The sequence below is a fragment of the Marinobacter sp. KMM 10035 genome, assembly GCF_046537445.1.
In the GTDB taxonomy this organism is placed as follows: Bacteria; Pseudomonadota; Gammaproteobacteria; order Pseudomonadales; family Oleiphilaceae; genus Marinobacter; species Marinobacter sediminicola.
In genome coordinates this window covers 499,384-525,445 of sequence record NZ_JBBVMG010000001.1, presented here as the reverse complement: position 1 = coordinate 525,445, position 26,062 = coordinate 499,384, and the positions used below count along the sequence as shown (strand labels likewise).

The window sequence follows — 26,062 nt, the reverse complement described above, 5'->3', positions numbered from 1 at the left end:
AGCAAGGGCTTACATTCAGGGAGTCGGGTGTAGCGTCAGGCTCCCTTGCCAAAGTGACAGCAGAATAACAGCGAGCAGAAGCACGCTCAGCGTTACCCGTACAGCAAGAGAATTTACCACCCGATTGGTTTTGCCGCCGTCTTTTATGAGAAAGAAAAGGCCACTGAACAGGCTGATGATAACGGCGAGCATAAGGAAAATGATAAGGGCTTTGAGCATAAAAAAATCTCTGGTTTTTGTTCTGGTTGAAGCCAAACGCACTATAGCAGACCATGGCTGAGGCAAAACAAAACTCTCGAAAATGGCAGCTGAACTGGCGGTTGATGGTGTTTACAGGCGCCTTTTTGCCGCTGCTTATTGGCTTGGGTATCTGGCAACTGAACCGGGCCGAGGAAAAGCAGGTTCTGCTTGAGCAGTGGCAGCAAGAAGCACAGGATCTTGATTGGCCGGAACAGGTGGCCAGCGGGCTTGATAGCGGCAGGCCGGTTACGCTTTCCGGGCTTTACGACGAGCGCAGCTGGTTGCTGGATAACCGAACCCGCGATGGCATTGCAGGTTACGAGGTTCTGACGGTGTTTTACCCACTGCAGGGCCCTGCGGTTCTGGTTAACAGAGGCTGGGTCGGGGCACCGAGAACGCGAAATGAATTGCCGGATATTAGCCCTCCCGAAGGTGTCTTCAGCTTAACCGGACGGATAAGCCCTTACCCGGAACCGCCGGTACTGTCCTCAAAATCAGCAACTGACGAACATTGGCCCCGCAGAGTGCAGGCATTACCCGGGTCGGTTGCAAGAGCTGAAATCCCCGAGTTGCCTGGTGCTATTATCCGGCTTGCGAGCAGCGAGCAGCCTGGCGCCTATCGTGCGGATTGGGAACCAGACCTCATGGGGCCACAAACCCACTACGGATATGCGACACAATGGTTTGCGCTTGCACTGGTGCTGACTATATTGAGTGTAGCGGCGAGTTATCGAAAGACAGGAACCAATAATGACAATGACAATGGTTAACGGGTTACCACAGCAAGAAGAAAAAGAAGGCCCAACCCCCGAACAAGTTCGCAGGGGCCGACGTACAGCCATGTTGTTGTTTGCCTTGGGGTTCGGGCCAATGATTCTGGCCACCATTATGTTCTACACCGGCTGGCTGAATCCCGCAGGGCATACTAATCACGGGGCGCTGATCAGCCCGACGGTGCCTGTGGCCGCGCTCAACCTTGAGACGCTTTCGGGCGAGCCGCTGGCCAATCGGTTTGTCGCTGGTAAAGCAGATCCTCAGTGGTTGCTTGTGGTTGCCGCGGGCGAATGCGACACCCGCTGCGAAGAACTGCTCTACCTCGCGCGACAAGCTAATATTGCCTTGGGGAAAAATGCTAACCGAGTATCGAGAGCCGCGGTTTTAGGCGGAATTACCGGTGATCTCGCGGCACGCTGGCCAACCGAGTACCGTTTGATGGAACGCCTGAGGCCTGTACCCGGCAAAACACCTGCCTGGCCTGCTGGAATCAATCCGGAAAGTGAGCCGCGCATCCTGCTCATCGACCCCTTTGGCAATGTGATGATGCATTACGGCCCCGAGAATTCTGGTAAGGACATGCTCAAAGATCTGAAGCACCTGCTCAAACTGTCACAGGTGGGCTGAGCCTTAGCCCGGAGGAGTTACCTTGACGCATCTGTTTACCGGCAACCAGCCTAACGCCAAAGCCATGGCAAACTGGGCGACTTTCTCAGTGCTTCTCGCCATTGTCGTCATCATGCTGGGCGCCTGGACCCGGCTGGTGGATGCAGGGCTGGGTTGCCCCGACTGGCCCGGGTGTTATGGCTTCATAACCGTGCCTCAAAGCGAGTCGCATATAGCCATCGCTAATGCCCGGTTCCCAGACACGCCGGTGGATGTAGCTAAAGGCTGGCCGGAAATGATCCACCGGTATGCCGCTGGCACCTTGGGGCTGGTGGTGTTCGGGCTGGCAGCAAGCGCCGTGCGAAAGCGCCGCAGCGGTGTGCCTTTCAAACTGCCTCTGTTCATTGCAGGGTTTATTCTGCTGCAGGGTGCGTTTGGAATGTGGACGGTTACCTTGAAGCTCTGGCCTCAAGTGGTCGCGCTTCACCTTCTTGGCGGCTTTACCACTTTGAGCTTGCTCACCTTGCTGGTGCTGCGGCTAAGAAAGTTCTCTGCAACACAGGCCAACATCGCCCCCGAAGAGAACCCGAACCCCTCGGCGCCAAGGCCCCACATCGCGAAACTTCGCCCCTGGCTCTATGGCGGCTTGTTGCTGGTTATTCTGCAAATTGCCTTGGGCGCCTGGACGGCAGCCAACTATGCGGCCGTCGCCTGTACCGACTTGCCCACCTGTCAGGGTGAGTGGTGGCCAAAGGATATGGACTTCCAGCATGGCTTCGATATTACCCAGCATGTGGGCCCCAACTATCTGGGTGGGCAACTCACAGCCCATGGCCGGGTAGCCATACACGTAACCCACAGAGTTGGTGCTCTGGTGGTTCTGGGGTATTTCGCTGTTTTGCTGACCCTGATCTGGCGTAGAAGCGCCAGTCGCGAACTGCGCCGCCCGGTACTGCTTGTTTCTGCAGCGTTGGTGGCCCAGATCACCCTGGGGCTCGCCAACATTGTTTTCCATATTCCCCTGCCGATTGCAGTGGCTCACAACGCCATGGGCGCCGGGCTGCTGCTATCGGTGATATACCTGATCTGGCAGCACAATCTGCTGCCCCAGGCACATGCTGCAAGAGCAACACATACAACAATAATGCATCAGGAGATTACGGCATGAGTGAGCAAGTGGACGTACTGCCGGCCCGCAACCCAACCAGCCAATCCGCACGCGCCATATCCTGGCGAGATTATCTGGAGCTGACCAAGCCCAACGTAGTGGCCTTGATGATCCTGACATCCGCCATTGGCATGCTCTTGGCCACTTCCGGCCTGCCCAGCCTGAGCGTGCTGATATGGGGCAACCTGGGCATAGCCTTTCTTGCCGGCGCTGCCGCCGTGGTCAACCACGTGGTCGACCAGAAAATAGATACCGTAATGGCCCGAACCCGCAAGCGCCCTGTGGCTACCGGTAAAATCTCCCCGGTAGAAGCCATAGTGTTCGCTACACTGCTGGCCAGCGTAGGCATGGTGGTATTGATGTGGCAGGTGAACCATCTCACCGCATGGCTCACTTTGGCCTCTCTGGTAGGTTATGCCGGCGTTTATACACTGTTCCTGAAACGGGCAACGCCCCAAAACATCACCATCGGTGGCCTCGCGGGCGCCATGCCGCCATTGCTCGGCTGGACAGCAGTAACTGGCCAGGTAGAAGGCCATGCCCTGTTGCTCGTTCTCATCATCTTCGCCTGGACGCCCCCGCACTTCTGGGCCCTGGCTATTCACCGTAAAGAGGAATACGCCAAAGCCGGCATTCCCATGTTGCCGGTCACCCATGGTAATAAGTTTACTGAACTGCACATTCTGCTCTACACCCTGATGCTGTTGGCAGTCAGCCTGCTACCTTTCGTCACAGGTATGTCCGGCTGGATATATCTCGCTGGCGCGCTCGCTCTTGGCCTACGCTTTCTGCAGTACGCCATACGCTTGCTAAAAGGCGACGACCGCCGAGTGGCACTTAACACCTTCAAATACTCCATCACTTACTTGATGGCCCTGTTTGTGGTACTCCTTGTAGACCACTACGTGTTTTTCTGACTTGGTGCAAACGCGCCAGCAGGAGGGATGCCTTTTCTTCCGGGAAAAACAACTCGCTGCGCTCAGACATCTTTTTCCCTGCAGAAAAGGCATCCCTCCTACTGTCGCTGCGTTACCGTAGAGTTTGCCATTAGGAGTAATAATGAATCGTTCATTGAAGGTCACGCTGTTTGTACTTCTGTTGTTGGTGGTACTCGTATTTGGCCTGGTTATTGGTCGGCAGGTATTCCTGGTGGACAGCGGGGAGCCGACGCCTGCTCCGGATCTGGCTGAAATGAACACCTATGTTTATGACCAGCCGCGGCCGTTGGTCGAGTTCACGCTAACGAACGAAAACGGCGAAACCGTCACCCGTGAGAGTCTCCAGGGTAAGTGGACCTTTGCTTTTGTTGGCTACACCAACTGCCCGGATATCTGCCCGGCGGCCATGGCGAACCTGCGACGCACCGACAAGCTACTTTCGAAAGACTTGCCCCAGCCGGATTACCTGCTGGTCACTGCCGACCCGGAACACGACACCCCTGAAAAACTGAAAGCCTATACCGGGTTTTTCGGCGAAGACTTTCACGGCCTGACTGGAGATCTGGAAACATTGCGTGCACTGGCGCAAAGTTTGAGTGCCGTGTTTGTACACCGAGACGTCGACGGTGAGCTGCTTGTAGATCACAGTGGGCATTTTGCGTTGGTGAATCCCGACGGCCAGCTGGCGGCATTGATTCAGCCACCCCATAATCCGGAACAGCTGGCGGAAGCCTTTGAGCGTATCTACATTTGGGCTAAAGCCAACAGTGAAATCCCGCGCACCTGAGGCGGATAAGCAGCCTGTTCTGCTAAGGTCAGACTGACATAGCGGCGCGACTCGCATAGACTGCCCGGCTGAAAATGCACTCGCCGGAACCGACAGTATGTACAAGCAGAACACCACAACTCTGAAAGAACTCTTTAGCGTTCTGGCTGCGGGTGCCATTGTGCTTATGGTTGTGCACACGCTGGGCCGCTTTGTTTACACCCCACTGCTTCCCTATCTTATCGACGATGGTCAGCTCACCGCGCCGGAAGGCGCAGCTATAGCCACCTGGAACTATTTAGGCTATCTGATGGGTGCCATGCTGGCGATTCGTTGGCATAGGGTTAGCCATATCCGCATTTTGCTGCCCGCGTTTCTCATCGTTCACGTTATAACCACGATCTTCGTTACCCAAACGGACAACCTGACAGCCATCTCCACCGCCCGCTGGTTGAATGGTGTCGCTAACGGAGTCGTTTTCGTGCAGGCACCTGCATTGATTCTGGAATGGTTGGTGCTGCGCAACCGTTCGAGCATGAGTGGGTTGGTCTACGTTGGGGTGGGGCTGGGCTTGCTACTCTCCAGTGGACTCGTTACCGGCACTGCAGATTGGCTGGAAGGTGCTGCACGCTGGTGGCCAGTGGCTCTGGCATCTATTCCTTTGGCCATTTGGGGCGCTCGCCGCTTGATAAAGCTCGACGTGCCAGATCAGGTGCCTGGCAATGATGGCAAAGTGAAAGCCAAAACCCCGTTAATCGATCGCGCCAGCATTCCTCTGTTTCTGTCGTACGCGGGCGCAGGTCTGGGTTACATCCTTCCCATGACCTTTCTGCCACTGCTGGCAAAGCTCGAGCTCGACGCCGAACATTGGCTGCTTGATGGGGCCTGGCTAATCGTAGCCTTGTGCACAATTCCCGCCGCCTGGGTGTGGAATAAGCTGGGCACGAAAATGGGCGATATACCTGCGTTGAAGCTTAATTTCCTGATTCAGCTTGCGGGTGTGCTGGCAGCCGTTATCGTGCCCGGCGCCCTTGGCCTGTTGTTATGTGCAGCACTGGTAGGAAGCACGTTTCTGGGAACGGTGCTGCTTACCCAGCGGCTTGGACGTGCCCTGCATCCACATCAGGGGCCCCGGTTGTCTGCAGCCATGGTCGCCCTCTACGGGTTCACCCAAATGGCTGGTCCTTGGCTAACCAAACAGTGGCTCGACGCCGGCGGCACTCTGGTATCCGCTTTCGGCATAGGTGTCGGGGCGCTGGTTTTCGGATTACTTTTTGTGTTTTTTGTTCCAAGGCCTGAAGCTTGGCACGCAAGAACAATTCCGCACGATTGATAGCCGTGCTCCCAATAGACCACATCCTCCCAGAGCTAAAACACACCCTGCAGCAAGCCACCACGGCCCTGCTGCAGGCACCCCCGGGCGCTGGTAAAACCACTCGGGTGCCCATGGCATTGCTGGATGCACCCTGGTTGCAGGGCCGTAAAATCCTGATGCTCGAACCCCGGCGACTTGCCGCCCGCTCCGCGGCCAGATTTATGGCGTCGCAACTGGGCGAACAGCCCGGGCAAACAGTAGGCTACCGCACGCGGCTGGACACCAAAATATCTGGCGCCACACGCATAGAAGTTGTGACCGAAGGCATACTCACCCGGCTGATCCAGAGCGATCCCATGCTGGAAGAGTACGCCGCTGTGCTCTTCGATGAATTCCACGAACGCTCCCTGCAGGCCGACCTCGGGCTGGCACTGGTGCGCGAGACACAAGAAGCGCTAAGGGAAGATTTGCGAGTGTTGGTGATGTCCGCCACACTGGACACCGCCCCCATTGCCCGCCTGCTCGGCGATGTACCCGTATTAAGCAGCGAAGGGCGAGCCTTTCCTGTGGAAGTGTTCTATCGCCCGGTGCCAAGCACGCAGCGCTACCCAAGGCTGGTGGACCAAGTCGTGGCGGTGGTTACCGAAGCTCTGGCGCAGCAGCCAGGCTCAGTGCTGGTGTTCCTGCCGGGCGCAGGAGAGATTCACCGGGTGGCTCAAGCGTTGGCCGGGCAGGTGGCCTCGAACGTTGTCATCGCGCCTCTGTTCGGCAACCTGAAAGCGGCAGAGCAGGACCAGGCCATTGCGCCGGCTGCAGAGGGCACTCGCAAAGTCGTGCTGGCAACCGCCATCGCAGAAACCAGTCTGACCATTGAAGGCGTGCGGGTGGTGGTGGACAGCGGCCAGCAGCGCCGTGCTGTGTTTGACCCAAATAGTGGAATGACACGGTTGATTACAGGTCGGGTTTCCAAAGCCTCCGCAGAGCAACGCAAAGGTCGTGCAGGCCGGGTTGAGCCGGGTGTGTGTTACCGGCTATGGAGTGAGTCGGAACAGTTCGGGTTGGCAGATTTTACGCCACCAGAAATTCATGAGGCCGATCTGGCGCCACTGGTGCTCGAGTTGGCCCAGTGGGGCGCCCGAACGCCGGATAATCTGGTATGGATCGACCCGCCGCCGCTCGCCCATTGGCAGCAGGGTGTGGAGCTGCTGCAGTGGCTGGACATGCTGGATGATGAAGGCGCAATCACTGAGCACGGCAAGTCAGCTCGGGCCTTGGGCATTCACCCCAGGTTGGCGCACATGGTTATACTCGGGCGATCGCTTGGGCTGGGCAGGCTGGCGGCGGAGCTGGCCGCGTTACTGGAAGACAGGGACTTGCTGGGCCCGGGTGCCGGTGCCGACATGCATGAACGCATTCGCGCCCTTCGTGGAGAACGAGGTTCTCAACGTATAGATCCGCATCGGCTGCAGGCACTGCGCCAGCAGGCCAAGCGTTTGTCAGTGTCTGGCGATCATGGGAAAAGCGAACAAGAACTCATGCCAACGGCCCCGGAAGTGGGGCGTTTATTGGCGCTCGCTTACCCGGACCGTATTGGCAAACGCCGCCCCGGCGATACACCACGCTACCAGCTCAGCAACGGCAAGGGTGCGCTTCTGCGAGACGACGATGGGCTGGCGCGGCACGAATGGCTGGTGGCGGCAGATCTGGACGGCAAGGCCAGAGAAGCAAGGATTTATCTGGCGGCCCCGGTGGACCTGATAACGCTTGAAGCCGATCTCGCGGCTCATATTCGAGAGCAGGATGAAGCGGAATGGGATGATAAACGCGGCACAGTAATCGCCCGCAAAACGCGCCGACTGGGGGCGCTACTCCTCGGTGAGAAACCGCTGGCAAAACCCTCGCCGGAACTGATTCAGCAGGGCATACTCGCCGCCGTTCGGCGCAGAGGGCTGGATAACCTGCCTTGGACGCCTGCTGCCCGGCAGTGGCAGGCGCGAGTTGCTTTACTGGCCAGGCATTTTCCCGGGCAGTGGCCAGATGTCAGTGATCAAGCCCTGACAGACTCTCTGGAAGAGTGGCTTGGGCCCTTCCTGAGCGGCATCAGCCGCTGGTCTGATCTGGCTAAACTGAACCTTCAGAATGCCCTGAGCAGCTTGCTGGACTATCCTCAACAGCAGCAGCTGGGGGAACTGGCTCCAACCAGCCTGACCATTCCCACCGGCAGCTCCGTTACCCTGGATTACACCGCGGAGAATGGCCCAGTATTGGCGGCCAAGTTGCAGGCCCTGTTTGGTTGGATCACTACGCCGACAGTTGCTGGTGGCAAGATGCCAGTGCTGATTCACCTGCTTTCCCCGGCCCAGAGGCCGCTGGCAGTCACGGCGGATCTGGCCAGCTTTTGGGTTAACGTTTACCCCCAGGTGCGTAAAGACACCCGTGGCCGCTACCCCAAACATCCCTGGCCAGAAGACCCGCTAACCGCTGTTGCCCAGCAGGGCGTTAAACGAAAGCCCCGCCAATAACTACTTGATCATCTTCCGGCTGTTGCTGAGGTACTGTTCGCCGGCGGTGCGCACGGTATCCGGGTCTGCATGCTCGGAGGCCTTGTGGACTTTCTCAAGGGTGTCCTCAAGCGCATCAATCTCGTCATCCAGCTTTTGCAGGGCATTTTCAAGAGTGTAGGTGAGCTGGTGCACTTCGTTCATGGCTTCTGGAGTCAGTTCACCGGCCAGCACTTTTTCCAGCTTGGTGTTGTACTCGGAGAAGTTGGCAACGGCCTGCTCAAGGGTGTTTGCTGGCTGGCCTTTGAAGTGGCTGCTGTCGCCGGCAAATGCGGGCACGGCGATCAGCAGGGAGGCAGCTACGGCGGTAAACTGGCGAATGATTGTCATGGTATAGCTCCGTGGTAAGTTAACATGCAATGTAATGCGAATTATTATCAGTTGCGTTACTGAAAGCCATGACCACCGTCAATTTGGCCCACAAAAAAATACTTGCGCCCGAGATGAAACTGCTTAAAAATTGCCCACTTCACTCAGCGCGATCCCGCACATGAATTTCGTATCATTTAATATTTTCCGCACACTTGGCTTTCCGGATACGACGGTATTGAAACCGGAGAATTACCTGCGCCATAAAGAACTGCTGCGCAATGCAGACTGGGTGCTATTCCCCGAATACTGGCAGCTCAATGCGCTGGTGCATGGCTTGAAATGCCGCGTGTTCCCCAGTGTTGCCAGCTACCGTATTGGCCACGACAAAGTGGAAATGACCCGGGCGTTTGAGGCGGTCGCGCCGGAGCATATTCCCTGGACCATCATTGAGGCCAACGGCCCGGAGGAGCGGGAGCACATCTGGAGCGTCATGGCGCTGCCTTTTGTGGGGAAGCTGCCTAAGGCCAGCATGGGCGAAGGTGTGTGGCTGATTGAAACCCGTGACGACTGGAATAAATACTGCGATCGCACCGAGGTTCTCTACGTTCAGGAATACCTGCCGCTGGATCGCGATGCGCGCATTGTGGTGGTGGGCGATAAGGTTGTGACAGCCTATTGGCGCACCCAGGCGGATCAGGGCTTTTACAACAATGTATCGAAGGGCGGCAAGATCGATAACAGCCCGGTACCAGCGGTGATGACTGATCTCGCCCTGCGTCTGGCCCGGGAACTGGAAGTGGATCACGCGGGATTCGATATTGCGTTGGTGGAGGGCTATCCGTTTGTACTGGAATTCAACCGTTTATTCGGTAATCAGGGGCTGGGCCAGGGCAGCGATCTGAAAGATGCGATTCTGGAATACCTGCAACAGCAGAGTGAGCCCCGAGACCCCGGTGGTTCTAACACCCCCGCGCCATTCCACCCTGTGGCGGTTTGAGCCCTGGGTTAGAGAGTTAGACAGCTAAAGGGTTACAGGTTTTTGTAACGGTTAATGTCGAAAATTCCCGCCTGCAGGGGCTGGTGCTCACGGTGCCAGGCGGTAATGTCGTGAAGAATTTCCCAGAACTGCCGGTGAGTCCGGCGCACGCCCCATACACCCACCAATGCTTCAAACGCTTTCGGCTCCTCCACCTTCAGGGCTTTCATTCGGTCTTTGAATAGCCCCAGTTGCGAGGCCGGGATGTCAAAGATGAAGTTGGGGTAGCTGCCGATGATTCCCGGATAAATGGTCAGCTTGTCGTTCTCCGGCTGGTAGCGCGAATCTTCTCCGAGCAGGAAGGCGACGTTGCTGTGGGCGCGGTCGCGGATAACCGTGTACACCGTGCGCTGCCCGTCTCCGTTGTGAACCCGCAAAAAGGTAACGTCTGGCACGTAGTTAATTGCAGGGAGGAATTCGGCCCGGGTAGCAGCTAACTCAGACAGCACCTGATCGGCTTCCCGAATCCACTCTGGTTCGTCTTTGCGGCCACAATCACTGCCGCCACAGCGGTTGATAGGGTCATCCCGTTCAGCATTCAGTTCGTGGAATTTCAACAGCATGCGAGCGCCGAGCTCCTCATTGAAAGCCGAGGTGGCATAGGGCACCTGTGAGGGGGCGGTATCGTCCATGCGGGCGTAGCTGTAATCCAGCTTTAGCGAACCTGAATCCTGATACCAGTTCCGTAAAACTCGATTGCGTTCACCTGGCGGTATCAACCTGAGGTAGTCCTGTTCACCGCCATTCCGGATCAGGTCAAAGTAGAGCCGCGTTTGAGCCTGATGGGCCACATTACCGAACACGTCGAAATTCACCACCAGTTCATAATAGGTGCGTTCAAACAGAGGGTAATCCATCCACCAACTGGTTAGCGGCACCTGACCGATGAGCCCCCGCTGTACTGAGGCATTGTTGTGGTGGCGGAACACCGTTAACAGGGCGTTGGTATTCTTGCCGTCGCCATCCCAGATATGGTCGAGGGAGGCACCTTTTGGGTAAGCCTCTCTGTAGGCCTGGTTTCGCAGTTCATGGTAGCGGTTACGCTTGCCTTGATAGGTAATCCAGTTTTCCCCCAGATCCAGCAGTGCGCTGTCCTGACCAGGCAATGCCAGTAAGGGGCTTACCTTGTCGCGATACTCGGCATCGGTTATGTAAAGATCGTCTTCCGGATCGTGGTAGCTAACCCAAAAGTGATCCCGGATCACGTCGGTGGCAATCTGGCCGCGGCATACCGGCCCGCGAATGAAGGTGCGTGTGAAATACTCTGCGTTATCCAGCATGAACTGGTAGCGAGCTTTTGCGGGTATGTCTGCGAAGGTCACAAACGGGTTGGCGCGGCTATCCCGGCTGTAGTCCGGCAGGGCGTCTACTTGCCAGTCGCCGGCGCCAAACAGCTCCCGGGTGCGTTCAAACGGCTTCTCCCCGAATGCGAAGGTAATGTGGCGTTTGTGCACAATGCTGCCGGCAACCGGGCGCAGGCGGTAATACACCGGGCCTTCGGGGTCGTCGTTGGGGCGTCGGGTTGCAATCATATCAATGGGGGTGCCCGGCACCGTGTAGGAACGCACGATTTCAAAGAAGCGGGTATCGGCTCCCTCATCCTCAAAGTACAGGTGCGCCAGATAAAGGTGTTCGTAAATCCAGCGGCTGATCAATTGCTGGCGGGGGCTACGATCATTAAGCCAGGCTTCCCAGCGGTTGATGTGATTCAGCTCAGTGTCATTCGGCTTGGTAACCAATGGGCTGATAGCGCCACCCTGATTAATCCAGCCAGTGAGTGTGGCGTATTCTTCGTCGGTGAGGCCGGTTACGGCCAGTGGCATGCCTTCATAGGGATGGTCGCTGGCGTAATCTGAGAAATCTTCGTTGCTGACACACTGGTTAGCACGGGACAGCCCCAATTCTAGGTTTTCGGGCAATTTGCTGTTGGGTGCAAACTCATACTGTTTGCCCAGGCGAATCATGTTTTCGAACAGGCTGCGGGTTTGGTCGCCTCGGGCCAGCACGGAGTAAAAGCCCATCTCTCGCCACTGTTGTTCGGTTTGGGCGTCAATGCCCAGGCGAGTGGTTTGTTGGGTGTTAAAGCGGGCGCCGTCGTAAACAGGATCTTTGTGAGCACCGCGAATCAGGCCGTCGGAGTATTCCATTTTGAGCTGGCATGGGGCGTCAAAGCAGCTATGGCAAGCCAGGCACTTGGCTTCCACAATGGGGCGCACGTCTTCGCTGAAACTCACGGGTTGGTGAGTTGCAGTGGGCAATGCCTGTTTGAATGTGGGCGGTGTCGTGTTTTCGGCGCAGCCTGCCAGAAATAGCAGGGCCAGGAATGCAGCTGCAATGAGTTTCGGCATTGGGGGCCTGTAGTCGTCTGAGTTTTGTGAATTATAGACGGTTGAATAGGTGTTCGCTAAGGCCTCTTCATTTGGGGGTAGGCCGAGTAGCCGGGGCCCTTTCTTGAGAGCAGATCGCTGTACAAATTATGGGTAGATGTGCTCATATCTGTGGGGTGGGAAAAGCCTGATTATCGCGCCCATTGCAGGGGGCCAATTTTGGTTTGGTGCCCTTAATAAATATTGCTTTATTACCCCTGGGGGGACCACCATCCATGACCGAGTCAGCCAACGCTAACATCGCCGATTATTACACTGCCGAGACCTTTGAGCGGATCAAGGCGTTTGCGGATACCAAGGAAACACCCTTTGTGGTGATTGATACCGCCACTATTAATCGTCAGTACGACGAGCTGGTGGAAGGTTTCCCGTATGCGAATGTGTATTACGCAGTAAAAGCCAACCCGGCTCCGCAGGTTCTGACCATGCTGCGGGATAAAGGTGCGAGCTTTGATATCGCGTCGGTGTATGAGTTGGAAAAGGTGATGGGTCTTGGCGTGACCGGCGACCGGATCAGCTACGGCAACACTATCAAGAAGGCGCGGGACATTCGCACCTTCTATGAGAAGGGTGTTCGCATGTTTGCCACGGATTCCGAGGCGGATTTGCGTGTTATTGCCAAGGCAGCTCCCGGTGCGAAGGTGTATGTGCGTATTCTGACTGACGGCACGCAAACGGCTGACTGGCCGCTTTCGCGCAAGTTTGGTTGTGAGAGCGATATGGCGATGGATCTGTTGATTCTGGCCCGCGATCTCGGCCTGGTGCCTTACGGCGTGTCGTTCCACGTGGGGTCCCAGCAGCGTGAAATTGGTGCTTGGGACTCGGCTTTGAACAAGGTTAAGGTCATTTTCGAGCGCCTGAAGGAAGAAGACGGCATCGAGTTGAAGATGATCAACATGGGTGGTGGTTTCCCTGCAAATTACATTAACCGTACCAACGAGTTGGGTGTATACGCCTCTGAAATCACTCGCTTCCTGAGAGAAGACTTTGGTGATGATCTGCCTCAGATTATTATCGAGCCCGGTCGTTCGTTGATTTCCAACGCTGGTGTTCTGGTTAGCGAAGTAGTTCTGATTGCCCGTAAATCCCGCACAGCGTTGCACCGCTGGGTGTTTACTGATGTGGGCAAGTTCAACGGTCTGATCGAGACGCTGGACGAAGCAATCAAGTTTCCAATATGGACAGACAAAAAAGGGGAAGGTGAAGACTGTGTGATCGCGGGCCCGACTTGTGACAGCGCCGATATCATGTACGAGCACCACAAGTATCCGTTGCCACTGAATTTGGCCATCGGCGATCGCATGTACTGGCTGTCCACTGGAGCCTATACAACCACATACAGTGCAGTAGAATTTAACGGATTCCCTCCGCTAAAGGATTACTACATCTAAAGACTGAGGGCCTGCTTCATTGGGGTGGGCCGCGAAGCGGGGTGTCTTTTCTTCTGGGAAAAACAACTCGCTTCGCTCAGACATCTTTTTCCCGGCAGAAAAGACACCCCGCTCCGCGGCCTTCGGCCATTGGTGGGGGCGCTTTACTGCCGTTCTAGGTTTAACTTGATAGCTAGCGGAGAGACCAGTATTCCGTAGGCAATCATTACGGCAATGGCGTGTTTTATATCGCCGGTCCAGTCTGAGAGTAACCCACCCAGCATAGGTACCGCGAAAGCTACTGTGTAGCCGACAAGAAAGTTGCCGGCGGACAGTCTGCCGGTTTCGTTGGCGGGTACCAGAAGCGGCGGTAACGCCACCATCATGATCAGCAATATGCCCGCTGTGAAGCTCATGAATGTGGCGCTGGCGATTGCCCACCATCCTGTAAACACCAATAACCCGATTGTTCCCAATAGGCTGAGTATCAGCATGATGAGCAGTGGGGCTTTTCTTCCTACCCAGTAGCGGGCCATTTTCAGCATCAATAGCGAAGCAATCACCTGAGCGAAGTTGTACCAGAACAGGGCTTCGGTGAGGTTGTCGAACTCTCCTCTTTGTTCCAGTAATGCCGCGAGGTAGGCGTTTACGCCGAAAAACAGGGAGCCGGATACGCCGAGTAATAAGCCCAGTTTAAGCGTTAGGGGGTTTTTCCAGTCGGGTAGCCAGGCGACTTTTCGGGTAGGTCTTGCCAGGTCGCGTTTTGGCAGGAACAGGGCTGCGGCGACCAGCAGTGCGGGTAATGACCATACCAGCATGGTTGTGCGCCAGCTGTTGTCCAGCAGCGGCATGATCACAGGCAGGGTGATACCTGCGCCGATGAATTCGCCCATCAGCATGCCGTTCATGTAAATGGCCGAGCCGAGTGCCAGGTTTTTGGGTTCCAGCCAGCGTGGCAGTAGTGCCGGTAGAGCGGGCTGCATCATGGCGATGCCTACACCCATAACGCCGCTGGTGAGCATTAAGGTGATGGTGCCGGGTGCCAACCCACGGCCTGCGGAGCCGATGACCATTATAAGCATGGCCAGTGCCAGTGTGTTGCGTGGGCCTATGCGGGAAATGAATAGAGAGCCAGGCATGGAGCCTATGGCTAGCATAAGGATGGGCAGTGTGGTCAGGGCACCGGTTAAGGTCTGAGACAGTGCCAGCTCGTCACCGATAAACGGTGCCAGCGGTGGCGCAACCAGTATGGGAATGCGCAGGTAGACCCCAGCCAGCCAAAGTAAAACCGCCACCGGCAGCAGGCTTGCTGTCGATGGCGATGTGGATGGCGCGGGGTGTTCAGCTCTGGACAAGTAAGATTAGTCTTCGCTGGTATCCGGCAGGTAGGCGCCGTCTTCGTCGTGTACTTCCTGCCCGGTTACAGGCGGGTTAAACGAGCAGATTAAGCGCATGTCTTCAGTGCCGCCGCGCAGGGTGTGTTGATCGTGCTTGTCGAGGGCGTAAAGCGTGCCGTCTGAGATCTGGTGGGTTTCACCGGTGGCCTTGTCGGTAATGCTGCCATTGCCGGCTACGCAGTAAACCGCTTCCAGGTGGTGCTTGTACCACAGGTTCAGCTCAGCACCGGCAGGGATGATCGTTTCGTGGAAAGAGAAGCCCATGCCGTCTTTTTTCAACAACATACGACGGCTGGTCCAACCTGGGCCGTGCACTTCACGTTCGGTACCGATGATGTCCTGAACTCGTACTATCTTCATGAGCATTCCTCGTTTATTGATGGAATAGCCTTACAGTATAAACATTCATTTCAGGTGCGATTCAACCGCCAGTCGTCATAAACAGCCATGCACTGCTCAATGGCGGTGTTAAAACGTTGCTGCTGAGCGTCTTCCAGAGGCTGCTGTTTACGGCATTTGTCCAAGGTTCTCTGGATGGTTTGACGGCTCTTTTTGTCGAGTCGTTCAAGCCAGTGATGATCGGCCGGCTGCAGATCAAGTAGTTCTCTGCCGGCGTGGTTGCGATGACTGATGTGCCACCAATGATCCACGGCCCGCCCCAGCACTACGTAACCAAATTGGCTGTCTTGCACAGGCCCGAACGTAGCTGTTTTCAGGCCGTCCTGGAGCAGCCCGATATTCAGTACCGGCAGGGTGAGCTTGCCGCCGTAGAAATAGCTCCCGGCTGCGCCGAGCAGGCCGCCCACCAGAGCCCCGGTGCCCAGTGATGAGCCCAGGGTCAGGGCATCCAGCCCTGCTCCGCTGACGGCGCCCGCACCGAAACCAGCTGTGGCCAGATAGCGCCTGCTAACAGCCCAGTGTTTGCGGCTGTCTTCGGAAAACAGGTCATGGTCGCTGTGCCATTCCAGCTCGGCCTCTTGTCGCCGGATACTTTGATGCTGGTACAGGTGCTCGATGTTCACGCGCAGAGATTGTTCCCGTTGGCGTTGGTGCTGGTACCAACGCTGCCGGAGTTGATCTGCAAGGGTGCTGTCGCTGGTGCCCGCGACTTGATCCAGCGTTAGCGTGCGCTTCTCCCGAAACGACATCATGTCATACAGTGCTTTGGCTATGATGCCGGCCGCCTGGTGGCGACGCTGCTCGCGCTGGGCCGAGAGGTGATGTGTTGCCTGATCCAGAGGCTTTTCCCAGTCTGGTTCAAGTTGTCCAAATGCACGCAATAAGCTGAGATGTTGCTCGAACGGGGCGCGAACCGCATCGAACTTGCGTACAACCTGGAAAAACTGTCCAAGCGCGGAGTGCCAGGTGTCGCTGTAGTCGTCGGGCCCGATGCTGTTGATCAGGGCCAGACTAGGCTGGCCGGTCCAGCGCAGTATGGTCATCTCGGCTTCGTGCTCGGCACTGTAGGGCGCCGAGCCGTCCACCACATAGATAATTCCCGCGCCTTCAATCAATGGTGCAAGCAGTTCACATTCGTCAGTGAAGCGGCTGTCGCCCTGATGTTGAAGAACAAATGCACGAACCGTTTCGCCGTGGTCTGATGCAGAAACACTGTGGGCCTCAAGCCATTCGAGCACCCGCCTGGGGCGCTGAAAGCCCGGTGTGTCCACCAGTGTGTAGAGAACCCTGCCATCCACACTCAGTGGGTAGGACTGGCGCTTGCGTGTGGTGCCCGGCTCCAGCGCAATGGCAATGCCATCGTTCTGGGAAAGGGTGGCCACCACACTGGATTTTCCTTTGTTGGGATGGCCTACAACGGCAAAAATGGGCGCTGTATTCATTCCATAACTCCCCCGTTCATACCGGGAACTGCTCCATGAGCCGGTATCAGGCTGACCATTATAAATTCTGGCCCGGCCCGCTTGGCAAATCTCAGCCATTGCTGAACCTGATGTACATCTGGTTCCTGCTCAATGTGGGTGGCCAGTGGCAGCAAAGCGATCCGGACATCCTTTGGCCATAGCTCTCTTGCACTGGTCAGAAAGTCTTCCAGCTCTCCGGTGGGTGGTTCCCAGCTACGAACAACCAGAATAACGGAGCGGCCCGATTCCTGTGCCAGTTGCTCGGCTACTTGCTTCAGCGTTTGCCGGTCTTCTTCCAGGGTCAGCCGGCCACCTGCTTTGGCAATCAGGCTTTTGCCGCTGCTAAGGGCATCCGGCAGCTCCGGGTCGCCGGCGCCGGCCCAACACAGCACAATGCTGGCGTCCGGCAAGGGTTGTAGCTTGAGTTGGGTGTGTGTATCCGGTAAGTCCGAGGCGTCGTTGTGTTCGTTTCCTGTATCCAGAGCCGGGGTTTCCATGCGATAAAGCAACGCCCGTCTGGCTGGGTGGTTGGCCAGCAGTTGTCGAGCCTTGCGCCTTATCAATACGCCCGACAAAAGGGCAAGAGCAAGTCGGGGCAGTAGCGCCCAAGTTGTCCAGAGCATGGCGATAAAGGGCCACCACTGGCCCCAGCGTGCCGGCTCCATGCTGCCCGCGCCCGCACTGGCACGGAAAAAACGTGTGGATTCCACAAGCGCCAAATCCGGTGCAGCGGCCGGCCAAATCGCGGCCCAAGGTGTCGCCATCGCCGCAATCAGACTGTGATAACGGCTGGCATCGGTGTCAAGAGTGGTGCTCCAGCCGAACGCCAGGTCCTGCAGCACCACCATAACAAGTAACGTCGCGAGACCGGCAAGGGCAAAGCACAGCCCGCCCAGCTGCGCGGCCCGAGCCATGAGCACTGGCTGAAGCTTGGTGGTAACCGTCGTTTCCGGATTGTTGTGAAAGCGCCGGAGCAGCGCCCCCCAGGGTTGCCAACCAACCAGAGACTGAACTGTGGTCACTACTGCCAGTAATAGCTGAAAGGCGACAAAGGCAACAATAACGGTCACGTTTATGCGTTGGCCACCGTCGTAAAACAGCAAGCCAATCATGGCAATTAATCCAAACACCGTGCCCGCAACCATGAAACCGCTGTTGATCCGCTGCCAGAAGCGCAGAGTGCCCGCCGAGGGGGGCGTGCCAGCACCCGGGCCACTCAGGTGGTTGATATGGGCCAGCCAGCGTTTCGGGGTAGGGGTTACCCCTTGTTGCTCGCAGGTCAGGGCAAACTTGCGATCCCGCCGGTGCAAAAATGCCGGCGCCTGGCCCTTGTCTCTTTGGGCGCAGGCATCAAAATCCAGCAACAAGCGGAGGGAGTGATCAGTCATGAACGGTTCCGGTGATGAATTCGGTCTTTGGGTCTGTGGTGTTAGAATATCGGCATTACCCCATTTGATACCAGATAACGAGTTGTCATGCCCCACCATTTGATGAATTTGCGCCACGTGCCAGATGATGAAGCCGAAGAAATCCGGGCTTTGTTCGAGGCCCACGACGTGCGCTATTACGAGACCCCGCCTAGCCGCTGGGGTATCAGTATGGGGGGCTTCTGGGTACACGATACGGAAGAAGCCGAAAGGGCCAAAGCCATACTCCATGAATACCAGTACCAGCGCACACAAAGCCAGCGTGAAGCCTATGAAACCAGACGCCTGGAGGGCAAGGGCGGCGGTATCTGGTACATGTTTCGGCAGAAACCCGTGCGCACGCTGGCGGCCTGTTTGGCAATTATTGTGATTGCCGGTTTTAGCCTGCTGCCGTTTATCCGAATCGGTTAATTTTCCCGAATGTCCGAAAATCGCTACGGTGTCCTGTTTTCAGGACAAATAAGCTGAAGCCGCCGCTCGTTAGTACTACTCCCCCTCCTTTGTTCGGTTGTCCCGTGGATGGCAGTGTCCGGGAAGTCGGACAAAATCCGTCAGTGTATTCGATGAATTGTAAAAAATTACTAATAAAAACATAAAGATAAAATAATGGCACAGGAAGCGCATGTGGGTTGATTCGGGCCTTGGGCCCGGACGTGTTCTTAACAACAAAAAACAAGGAACGACCCATGAAACGTATCATGATCTGTACGCTAATCGGCGTGACAGGCATCGCCCTGAGTGCCTGCAATGACAGTAGTGACAGCAATAACAACAACCCACCTGAGGTAAACCAACCGCCTGAATTTATCCAGGGTGACATACTGCACACCCAATATGACGGCGTGACTGACGATCTTCTAACAGCCGGCCTCGGAGCTACGGGCCTTGGCAGTGCCACAGCACCTGCGTTTTCTGATCCGCTTAACCCCTCTCCGGCTGAACTGCGTCAGCTTGCGATTTACAATAACTACCGGGCGCTTGTGGATACATCCCCAGGCGGTGGTTATGGCGAGTTTTTTGGCCCCGGTGTCGGCAATCAAACAGAAGGCCTGATTCCGGGCCATGAATACCTGGCGTTTATGACCGTTAACGGCAGTAGTGTGCCTGTTACGGTTATGGCTCAGGTTCCTGACAGCTTTGATGTTCAAAACCCATGCATGATCACCGCTCCTTCGTCCGGCTCCCGGGGAATTTATGGGGCGATTGGTACAGCCGGCGAGTGGGGTCTGAAAAAGGGCTGTGCCGTGGTCTATACCGATAAAGGCAGTGGCACCGGCGCCCATAACTTGGAAACCAATACCGCGCAGCGTATCGACGGTACGCTCTCGTCTACTGATGAATCTGTTCAGTTTCGCGCGGATCTCACGGCCAGCCAGCGGAATGATTTCAATGCAGATTGGCCGGATCGATTTGCCTGGAAGCATGCTCACTCGAAAACCAACCCGGAAGCCGACTGGGGGCGCCATGTTCTTCAGTCTGTTGAGTTTGGGTTCTGGGTGCTTAACAAACAGTTTGGCAGTGATGACAACACCCGTGTTATTACGCCGGAAAACACTTTGGTTATAGCCTCCAGTGTTTCCAACGGCGGTGGTTCATCGGTTCGCGCGGCGGAGCAGGATACAAAAGGGCTGATTGACGGCGTGGCGGTATCAGAGCCCAACGTGAACCCGGCTGTAAGTACCAATTTTACCATTGTGCAGGGTGGCAATACGCCCATTGTTGAGCACAGTCGTAGCCTGCTGGAATACACCACAGCACTTGCGGTGTACCAGGGTTGCGCCAATCAGGCGCCGGCTATTCGTGATATTGCACCATTGAACGCTGCGTATAACCCGCAAGCTATTGGCGAGAATATCTGCACCTCATTGGCGCTTAAGGGGCTGGTTACAGGCTCCGATACTGATGCGCGTGCCACGGATGCACTGCGTATTCTGAATGAGGAATTTGGTATCCAGCCCGAGCAGAACCTGCTGGCGCCAATACACTTTGCCTCCAACGTAGCTCAGAGCATTTCCATGACCTATGCCAACGCCTATGGCCGCGCGGGTGTGGAGGATCGTGTGTGCGGGCTTAGCCTGGCTGCGACGGATGGTACCGGGGCAGTAACTCCGCTTACCCCGGTTCAGGAAGCCGCAGCATTTGCAGTCAGCAACGGTATTCCGCCCACTGCAAAGGTTAATATTGTTTACGATGACGCCGTGGTTCGGTCGACTCTACTGACTGTCAGCAAATCCCCCAGCAGCGGCCTTACGGATTATGGTCTTGATGCATTGTTGTGCTTGCACGGTCTGGCCTTGGGTCGTGATGCGATCACTGGCGATGCGCTGACGGGAGCTGAAGCAGAGCTAGCCGAAGCCATCGCTGATGGTATTGAAGAGATCAGGGCTACCGGAGATCTCCGCGGCAAGCCGGCTGTATTTGTGACGGGGCGGTCGGATGCTATTTTGCCTATCAACCACACTTCCCGGCCCTATTTTGGGCTTAACCGGCAAGTGGAGGGAGTCGGCAGCGAACTCCGTTACTACGAAGTGCTCAACGCCCATCACCTGGACGTTCTGAACGGATTCCCAGCGATTGGCGCCAGCTATGTGCCGCTGCATCACTACTATTTCCAGGCTCTGGATCTGGTTTGGGATCGCTTGACCAACGACACACCGTTGCCGCCAAGCCAGGTTGTTCGGGCCACGCCGCGAGGCGATGCAACACCGCTGGCCCAGAGCAACCTTCCGCAGATTGCATCACAGCCGCCAGAGGCAGACCTTATCCGGCTGATTGGTAGTGAATTAATCATACCTGATTGACGGCGTTCGGGCCGTCCCCCGTCCCCTCCCATTTGCTCACCTTGCGGAGGGGGCCATATACTTCTGACAGAACATCCGGCATCGCCGGATGTCAGGGCTTTCACGATGAATGAAACTGACTCTGGCGGTAAGCACTACATGGCACAGTTGTTTGGTGAGAAGAATAAGAAAGGGCTTACCCGGGAGCTAATCGAAGCACTCTTTCCCATGTTTGAGGAGGCCAGCGCAGGGGCGATTGCCGTTGATCGCGAGTCCCGCATTACCTGGATAAACGTGAGCTATTCCGAGTTGTTGGGCTTGAAAGATCCGGCAGATGTGATTGGCCGCCAGGTGCGCCAGGTTATTCCCGAAACCCGCATGCCTGAAGTTGTGGAAACCGGCAAACCGCTGTTACTGGATATTATGGAGTATCAACAGCAACAACTAGTGGTTACCCGGCTGCCATACTATGACAATGCCGGCGAGATTGAGGGCGCAGTGGCGTTTGTGCTTTACGACGACCTGCAACCACTTACCCCCCTGGTCAGTAAATACCGGCGCCTGCATCAGGATCTGGCCGCGGCTCGCAAGGCTCTGGCAAAAAAATCCCGGGGTACGCGTTATAGCCTTGGAGATTTTGTTGGCGCCAGCCCCGGAGCCCTCGAAGTCAAGCGCCGCGCGCGGCTTGCCGCCGGACGTGAAATGGCTGTACTGGTACTGGGTGAAACAGGTACTGGCAAAGAGGTGCTGGCCCAAGCGATTCATTCTGTATCCAGCCGCTCCGAGAAGCCGTTTGTGGGCGTGAACGTGGCAGCGATTCCCGACAATCTGCTGGAAGCCGAATTCTTTGGTGTGGCACCGGGTGCCTATACCGGTGCCGATCGCAAACTGCGAGAAGGGAAGTTTCAGCTGGCTAACGGAGGCACGCTGTTTCTGGACGAAGTGGGCGACATGCCATTGCCGCTTCAGGCCAAACTCTTGCGCGTTCTGCAGGAAGGCGAAGTTGAGCCTCTGGGCTCGAATAAGGTGACAGAGGTTGATGTTCGGGTTATCGCGGCAACCAGTCGCAATCTTGAGGCGATGATTGCCGACGGCAGTTTTCGCTCAGATCTGTATTACCGGCTTAATGTGCTGGAAATCCCCATACCACCGCTGAGGGACCGTCTTGCGGACCTGGGGTTGCTTTGCGAAACCTTGCTTTGGGAAATTAGCGAGGGGCTGGATATGCGTGCGGAAATTACCGATGCCGGCGTAGCGGCTTTGGCCAGCTACGATTGGCCGGGCAATATCCGTGAGCTGCGTAATGTGCTTGAGCGAGCCCTGACCATGAGTGAGGAGGGCGGCGTACTGGATGCAGATGCCATGTTCAAAGTGTTGCCCCGCAGCAGCGCGGGCCCAGCTTCCCGAATCACACCGCGCCCTATTCGGCCCTTGGCCAGTATATTGGCTGAGGCAGAAGCCCAAGCGGTTGAAGAGGCTTTGGTTGCGAGCCGGGGTAACCGCACTCAGGCGGCCAAGTTACTGGGTATCTCCCGCTCGGTACTTTACGAGAAGCTGGCAAAAATGTCCTGATTTCCGGACAGGTGTCTTGGTATCAGTACAAGCACGTACGACCAGAGTTCAATGCTGTCCTGATTTCCGGACGATCATATTCGGCGCAGTTTTAAGTTTGTTTTTATGCATTTGATATTTAAGGGAAAAAAATTATTGGCATGGGCTCTGCTTTATCCCAAGTGCAGGACGTCAGAACAATTCAGAAATAAAGGCTGGCGCCAAAAGTAAGACCCCTGATATACCATTGCCAACTTTCTTCTGATTTTTCTGGCGTGATTTCTGCTTGGGCTTACTGAGCCAAAGAGGTCCGGACCAAAGTGGTCCGGACCGACTACAACAACAAGAAGGATCATCTTCATGTCTATCAAACATAAGCTATCGGGTTTGACACTGGGTATCACTGCTGCTGCGTTTATGACTGGCGCCTTGGTCAGCAGCAATGCTCTAGCTGCAGAAAAAGTTCGCTGGCAGGTGCCTCTGGCTTTCCCTTCACACCTTATAGGGCTCACAACGCCTGTAAAACACCTGACCGAAAATCTCAAAGCCATATCCGGTGGTGATATTCAGCTGCGTTACTATGAGCCGAACGAACTGGTTCCACCGTTTGAAATCATGGATGCCGTAGGTGGTGGTAAATACCCCGCAGGCTACACCTGGGTTGGTTACGATCAGGGCACCATTCCCGCCTTGCCGTTGTATTCCGGTGCCCCTTTCAACATGGAACCGCCTGCTTATCTGGCCTGGTATTACGAGGGCGATGGCCGTGCGTTGCTGGAAGAAATCTATGCCAAACGCAACATCCACCCCATGCTGTGCAGCATCATTGGCCCTGAAGGCGCAGGCTGGTTCGCTAATCCAATCAAGGGCGTGGAAGATTTTGACGGCCTGAAAATCCGCTTTGCCGGTATTGGTGGCAAGGTTCTGGAGAAGCTCGGCGCTTCCGTAACCATGGTTCCAGGCGGCGAAATCTATCAGGCGCTAGAGCGCAAAACGATTGATGCAACTGAGTTTTCTCAGCCCGCCATCGACAAGATGCTGGGCCTGGACCAAATTATCAAAAACTACATCATGCCCGGTTGGCACCAAACTCTGACCACCTCCCACCTGTTGGTGAACAAAGATGTTTGGGAGAAGCTGGAGCCGCAGAGCCGCGCGCTTATCGAAATGGGTTGCGAGTCTGCCACGCTTAAAGGGTTTGCACAGAGTGAGTGGGCCCAGCCAACAGCACTGCGCGAGTACGAGAAAGAAGGCGTAAACGCCCAGACTCTGCCAGAGCCGGTACTGCGTGAGCTGCAAAAGGTCACGAATGAGGTGTTGGATGAAATTGCTGCCAAAGATGAAATGTTCAATCGCGTACTGACCAGTCAGCGTGAATTTATGGAGCATCACTCTATATGGCACTCCAATGGCTATCTGCCACGGGATTTCTACAAGTACGACTGATCAACGGATGATGTTCATTGCGGGTAACGGTTGATCGCTGCCCGCTTCCTTCCCTGCATCCGGAAAATCCGAGGTTTTTGTGACCGATACTAATGTCTCAGGGGATAAGCATGCCCCGACATTCGATACTGATTCGCTGCCAGTCAATGCTTTATCCCGGCATCTAGATCGATTGGTTGTTGCTGTTGGCCGTCTGGCGTCCTGGTTATGGATTGCTGTGCTGATCGTTATCTTGATCAACGTGTTTTCCCGCTATGCGCTATCTCAAGGCTCTATTGCCCTTGAGGAGTTGTCCTGGCACCTCTTCGGAACTGCAACCATGCTCACCCTGGGCTATGCGGTTGTGCGGGACGACCACGTTCGTGTTGATGTGCTGAAAGAGAAGTTCAGCCCCAAAGCCCAGGCCATTATCGAGCTTTTGGGGATTGTGCTGCTGGCGCTGCCCATCATTGCGCTGATGATCAGTGCTCTGGTGCCCTACGCCTGGACAGCATGGATTTACACAGAGCATTCCCAGGCACCTAGCGGATTGCCTTACCGGTTTATATTCAAAAGTATGCTGCCTCTGGGGCTGGTGTTCGTGATGATTGCGCTGCTGTCACGCGCCACGCGTTGCACCACCTACCTATTCCGTTTTCCCAGGGCTGTTGAGCCTCCTTACGATGATCGGCGCTCTGCCGGCCATCCTAATCCCTGAACCACGAGGCTAATGTCATGGGAATAGAAGCAATTCTTGTTATCGCCATGTTCGCCAGCTTTATGGTGCTCTTGCTCTCGGGGTTCCCGGTTGCCTGGTCACTGGCGGGTATTGGTCTTATATTCGGTATTGTCGGCCACGTTATGGTCGAGTATCTCGATTCTCCTCTTTGGTTTACCTGGCAGGGAACCATTGGCGTTCTGGACGCCAGAATCTATGGCATCGTTGCCAATGAGCTGATGGTCGCGCTACCCATGTTTATTTTCATGGGCATCATGCTGGACCGATCTGGTATTGCTGAAAAGCTAATGCACAGCCTGGTTAAAGTGCTTGGCGGTCTGCGCGGTGGCTATGCCATTACGGTGGTGCTGGTTGGTGTACTGCTTGCCGCCTCAACCGGTATTGTGGGCGCCTCAGTGGTATTGCTGGGCATGTTGTCCCTTGGCCCCATGATGCAGGCCAACTACAACAAATCACTGGCTGTGGGCACGGCGTGCTCGGTGGGAACGCTCGGCATTCTGGTGCCGCCAAGCATTATGCTGGTTCTGATGGCGGATCGCCTTGGTACCTCGGATGCGTCAGTAGGAAAGCTGTTCATGGGCGCGCTGATTCCAGGCGTCATGCTCGCCATGCTTTACATTCTCTACATCATCATTGCCTCTTACATCAAAAAGGATTTGGCACCGGCGCCTACCAACCGGCAGCGCCTTGATGCCCGCGCCTGGTTTGGTGTGTTCTGGGCAATCTTGCCGCCCATGGCACTGATCATTTCTGTGCTCGGCTCCATCTTTTTTGGCATAGCGACAACCACGGAAGCCTCTGCAGTGGGCGCGGGCGGCGCCTTGCTTATGGCTTTTGTCAGCAAGCGTCTGGATATGGCGACTCTGAAAGAATCCCTTTATCAGACCAGCCGCACCTCGGCATTCATTTTCGGCATTTTTATCGGTGCCACAGTGTTTGCCTCGGTGCTGCGAGGGCTGGGTGGCGACGAAGTGATAGAAGGGGCCATCACCGGCCTGCCTTTTGGCACTACAGGTGTGTTGTTGACCGTTCTGTTTATCACCTTTTTGCTCGGGTTTTTCCTGGACTGGGTGGAGATTACCCTGATCGTTTTACCTTTAGTGGCCCCCGTACTGTTCAAAATGGGTGTGGAGCCAGTGTGGTTTGCCATCATGTTTGCCATGTGTTTGCAGACCTCCTTCCTGACACCCCCCGTTGGCTTCTCGCTGTTCTATATCAAAGGCGTATGCCCGCCGGGTGTTACTACCCGGGACATATATCTGGGCGTGTTGCCGTTCATTATGTTGCAGCTTCTGGCCTTGGCACTGGTGTTCTGGTTCCAGCCGCTGGCGACCTGGCTCCCTAATGAAGTGTACGGCGGTTCCTGATACGCAGGTTTTGCGCAGGCTTTCACTTACAAAAACTGAAT

22 protein-coding genes are annotated in these 26,062 nt (G+C 55.9%); 15 read left to right on the top strand and 7 right to left on the bottom strand.

All coding sequences use genetic code 11. The features are described 5' to 3' along the window. Positions 1-15: 15 nt before the first annotated feature. Positions 16-219 (bottom strand): twin transmembrane helix small protein, encoded by a 204-nt coding sequence (locus tag AADB16_RS02315; protein ID WP_100638898.1) that lies wholly within the window; start codon positions 217-219, stop codon positions 16-18. Positions 220-272: 53 nt separating this feature from the next. On the opposite strand from AADB16_RS02315, the gene AADB16_RS02310 reads away from it, so the two are divergent. From AADB16_RS02310 to hrpB, 7 genes are all read left to right on the top strand, one after another. Then, positions 273-1,010, top strand: coding sequence for an SURF1 family protein (locus tag AADB16_RS02310; protein ID WP_410801116.1), 738 nt, complete (start codon positions 273-275; stop codon positions 1,008-1,010). Then, the gene (locus tag AADB16_RS02305; RefSeq protein ID WP_410801114.1) at positions 991-1,641 is read left to right on the top strand and encodes a hypothetical protein; all 651 of its coding nucleotides are present in this window, start codon (positions 991-993) and stop codon (positions 1,639-1,641) included. The genes AADB16_RS02310 and AADB16_RS02305 overlap by 20 nt, the downstream gene beginning before the upstream one ends. 64 nt (positions 1,642-1,705) lie before the next feature. Then, entirely contained in the window at positions 1,706-2,788 is a 1,083-nt protein-coding gene (locus tag AADB16_RS02300) for a COX15/CtaA family protein (protein ID WP_410803561.1), read from the top strand. Further along, on the top strand, positions 2,785-3,705 hold the full coding sequence (cyoE, locus tag AADB16_RS02295; protein WP_309044122.1) for a heme o synthase: 921 nt from the start codon (positions 2,785-2,787) through the stop codon (positions 3,703-3,705). Before AADB16_RS02300 ends, cyoE begins: the two co-directional genes overlap by 4 nt. A gap of 142 nt (positions 3,706-3,847) precedes the next feature. Beyond that, positions 3,848-4,513 carry an SCO family protein gene (locus AADB16_RS02290; RefSeq protein ID WP_200370757.1) on the top strand — a complete coding sequence of 222 codons (666 nt, stop codon included), beginning with the start codon at positions 3,848-3,850 and terminating at the stop codon, positions 4,511-4,513. A 97-nt stretch (positions 4,514-4,610) separates the two neighbouring features. Further along, entirely contained in the window at positions 4,611-5,825 is a 1,215-nt protein-coding gene (locus AADB16_RS02285) for a YbfB/YjiJ family MFS transporter (protein WP_309044121.1), read from the top strand. 5 nt (positions 5,826-5,830) lie between these two features. Next, entirely contained in the window at positions 5,831-8,329 is a 2,499-nt protein-coding gene (hrpB, locus tag AADB16_RS02280) for an ATP-dependent helicase HrpB (protein ID WP_410803559.1), read from the top strand. Here hrpB and AADB16_RS02275 read toward each other — a convergent pair whose 3' ends face one another. After that, complete coding sequence (locus tag AADB16_RS02275; protein ID WP_410801112.1) at positions 8,330-8,698, bottom strand: DUF6746 family protein; 369 nt, start codon at positions 8,696-8,698, stop codon at positions 8,330-8,332. 160 nt (positions 8,699-8,858) lie between these two features. On the opposite strand from AADB16_RS02275, the gene AADB16_RS02270 reads away from it, so the two are divergent. Further along, on the top strand, positions 8,859-9,677 hold the full coding sequence (locus tag AADB16_RS02270; RefSeq protein WP_410801110.1) for a RimK family alpha-L-glutamate ligase: 819 nt from the start codon (positions 8,859-8,861) through the stop codon (positions 9,675-9,677). Between the two features lie 32 nt (positions 9,678-9,709). Here AADB16_RS02270 and AADB16_RS02265 read toward each other — a convergent pair whose 3' ends face one another. Then, positions 9,710-12,064 carry a fatty acid cis/trans isomerase gene (locus AADB16_RS02265; protein WP_410801108.1) on the bottom strand — a complete coding sequence of 785 codons (2,355 nt, stop codon included), beginning with the start codon at positions 12,062-12,064 and terminating at the stop codon, positions 9,710-9,712. Positions 12,065-12,318: 254 nt separating this feature from the next. On the opposite strand from AADB16_RS02265, the gene AADB16_RS02260 reads away from it, so the two are divergent. Further along, positions 12,319-13,494 carry a type III PLP-dependent enzyme gene (locus tag AADB16_RS02260; protein ID WP_410801106.1) on the top strand — a complete coding sequence of 392 codons (1,176 nt, stop codon included), beginning with the start codon at positions 12,319-12,321 and terminating at the stop codon, positions 13,492-13,494. A gap of 143 nt (positions 13,495-13,637) precedes the next feature. On the opposite strand, the gene AADB16_RS02255 is transcribed toward AADB16_RS02260, so the two are convergent. Genes AADB16_RS02255 through AADB16_RS02240 form a run of 4 tightly spaced genes read right to left on the bottom strand, consistent with a single transcriptional unit; the run spans position 13,638 to position 18,120 of the window. Further along, complete coding sequence (locus AADB16_RS02255) at positions 13,638-14,828, bottom strand: CynX/NimT family MFS transporter (RefSeq protein WP_410801104.1); 1,191 nt, start codon at positions 14,826-14,828, stop codon at positions 13,638-13,640. A gap of 6 nt (positions 14,829-14,834) precedes the next feature. Next, a complete protein-coding gene (locus tag AADB16_RS02250) occupies positions 14,835-15,230 on the bottom strand; it encodes an ectoine synthase (protein WP_216006726.1) in 396 nt (131 codons plus the stop codon). 50 nt (positions 15,231-15,280) lie between these two features. Further along, positions 15,281-16,711: a GTPase/DUF3482 domain-containing protein gene (locus tag AADB16_RS02245; protein ID WP_410801102.1), complete on the bottom strand. Its 1,431-nt coding sequence runs from the start codon at positions 16,709-16,711 to the stop codon at positions 15,281-15,283. Beyond that, the gene (locus AADB16_RS02240; RefSeq protein ID WP_410801100.1) at positions 16,708-18,120 is read right to left on the bottom strand and encodes a DUF2868 domain-containing protein; all 1,413 of its coding nucleotides are present in this window, start codon (positions 18,118-18,120) and stop codon (positions 16,708-16,710) included. Before AADB16_RS02240 ends, AADB16_RS02245 begins: the two co-directional genes overlap by 4 nt. An 87-nt stretch (positions 18,121-18,207) precedes the next feature. On the opposite strand from AADB16_RS02240, the gene AADB16_RS02235 reads away from it, so the two are divergent. The 6 genes from AADB16_RS02235 (at position 18,208) to AADB16_RS02210 (ending at position 26,021) form a co-directional block, all read left to right on the top strand. Beyond that, a complete protein-coding gene (locus AADB16_RS02235) occupies positions 18,208-18,570 on the top strand; it encodes a DUF6164 family protein (RefSeq protein WP_309044113.1) in 363 nt (120 codons plus the stop codon). Positions 18,571-18,845: 275 nt separating this feature from the next. Further along, positions 18,846-20,960: a 3-hydroxybutyrate oligomer hydrolase family protein gene (locus AADB16_RS02230; protein ID WP_410801098.1), complete on the top strand. Its 2,115-nt coding sequence runs from the start codon at positions 18,846-18,848 to the stop codon at positions 20,958-20,960. Between the two features lie 138 nt (positions 20,961-21,098). Further along, complete coding sequence (locus AADB16_RS02225) at positions 21,099-22,511, top strand: sigma-54 interaction domain-containing protein (protein WP_309044230.1); 1,413 nt, start codon at positions 21,099-21,101, stop codon at positions 22,509-22,511. Positions 22,512-22,850: 339 nt separating this feature from the next. Next, positions 22,851-23,936 carry a TRAP transporter substrate-binding protein gene (locus AADB16_RS02220; RefSeq protein WP_410801096.1) on the top strand — a complete coding sequence of 362 codons (1,086 nt, stop codon included), beginning with the start codon at positions 22,851-22,853 and terminating at the stop codon, positions 23,934-23,936. Between the two features lie 79 nt (positions 23,937-24,015). Beyond that, entirely contained in the window at positions 24,016-24,633 is a 618-nt protein-coding gene (locus tag AADB16_RS02215) for a TRAP transporter small permease subunit (RefSeq protein WP_309044111.1), read from the top strand. Positions 24,634-24,650: 17 nt separating this feature from the next. After that, positions 24,651-26,021: a TRAP transporter large permease gene (locus AADB16_RS02210; RefSeq protein WP_410801094.1), complete on the top strand. Its 1,371-nt coding sequence runs from the start codon at positions 24,651-24,653 to the stop codon at positions 26,019-26,021. Positions 26,022-26,062: the final 41 nt, after the last annotated feature.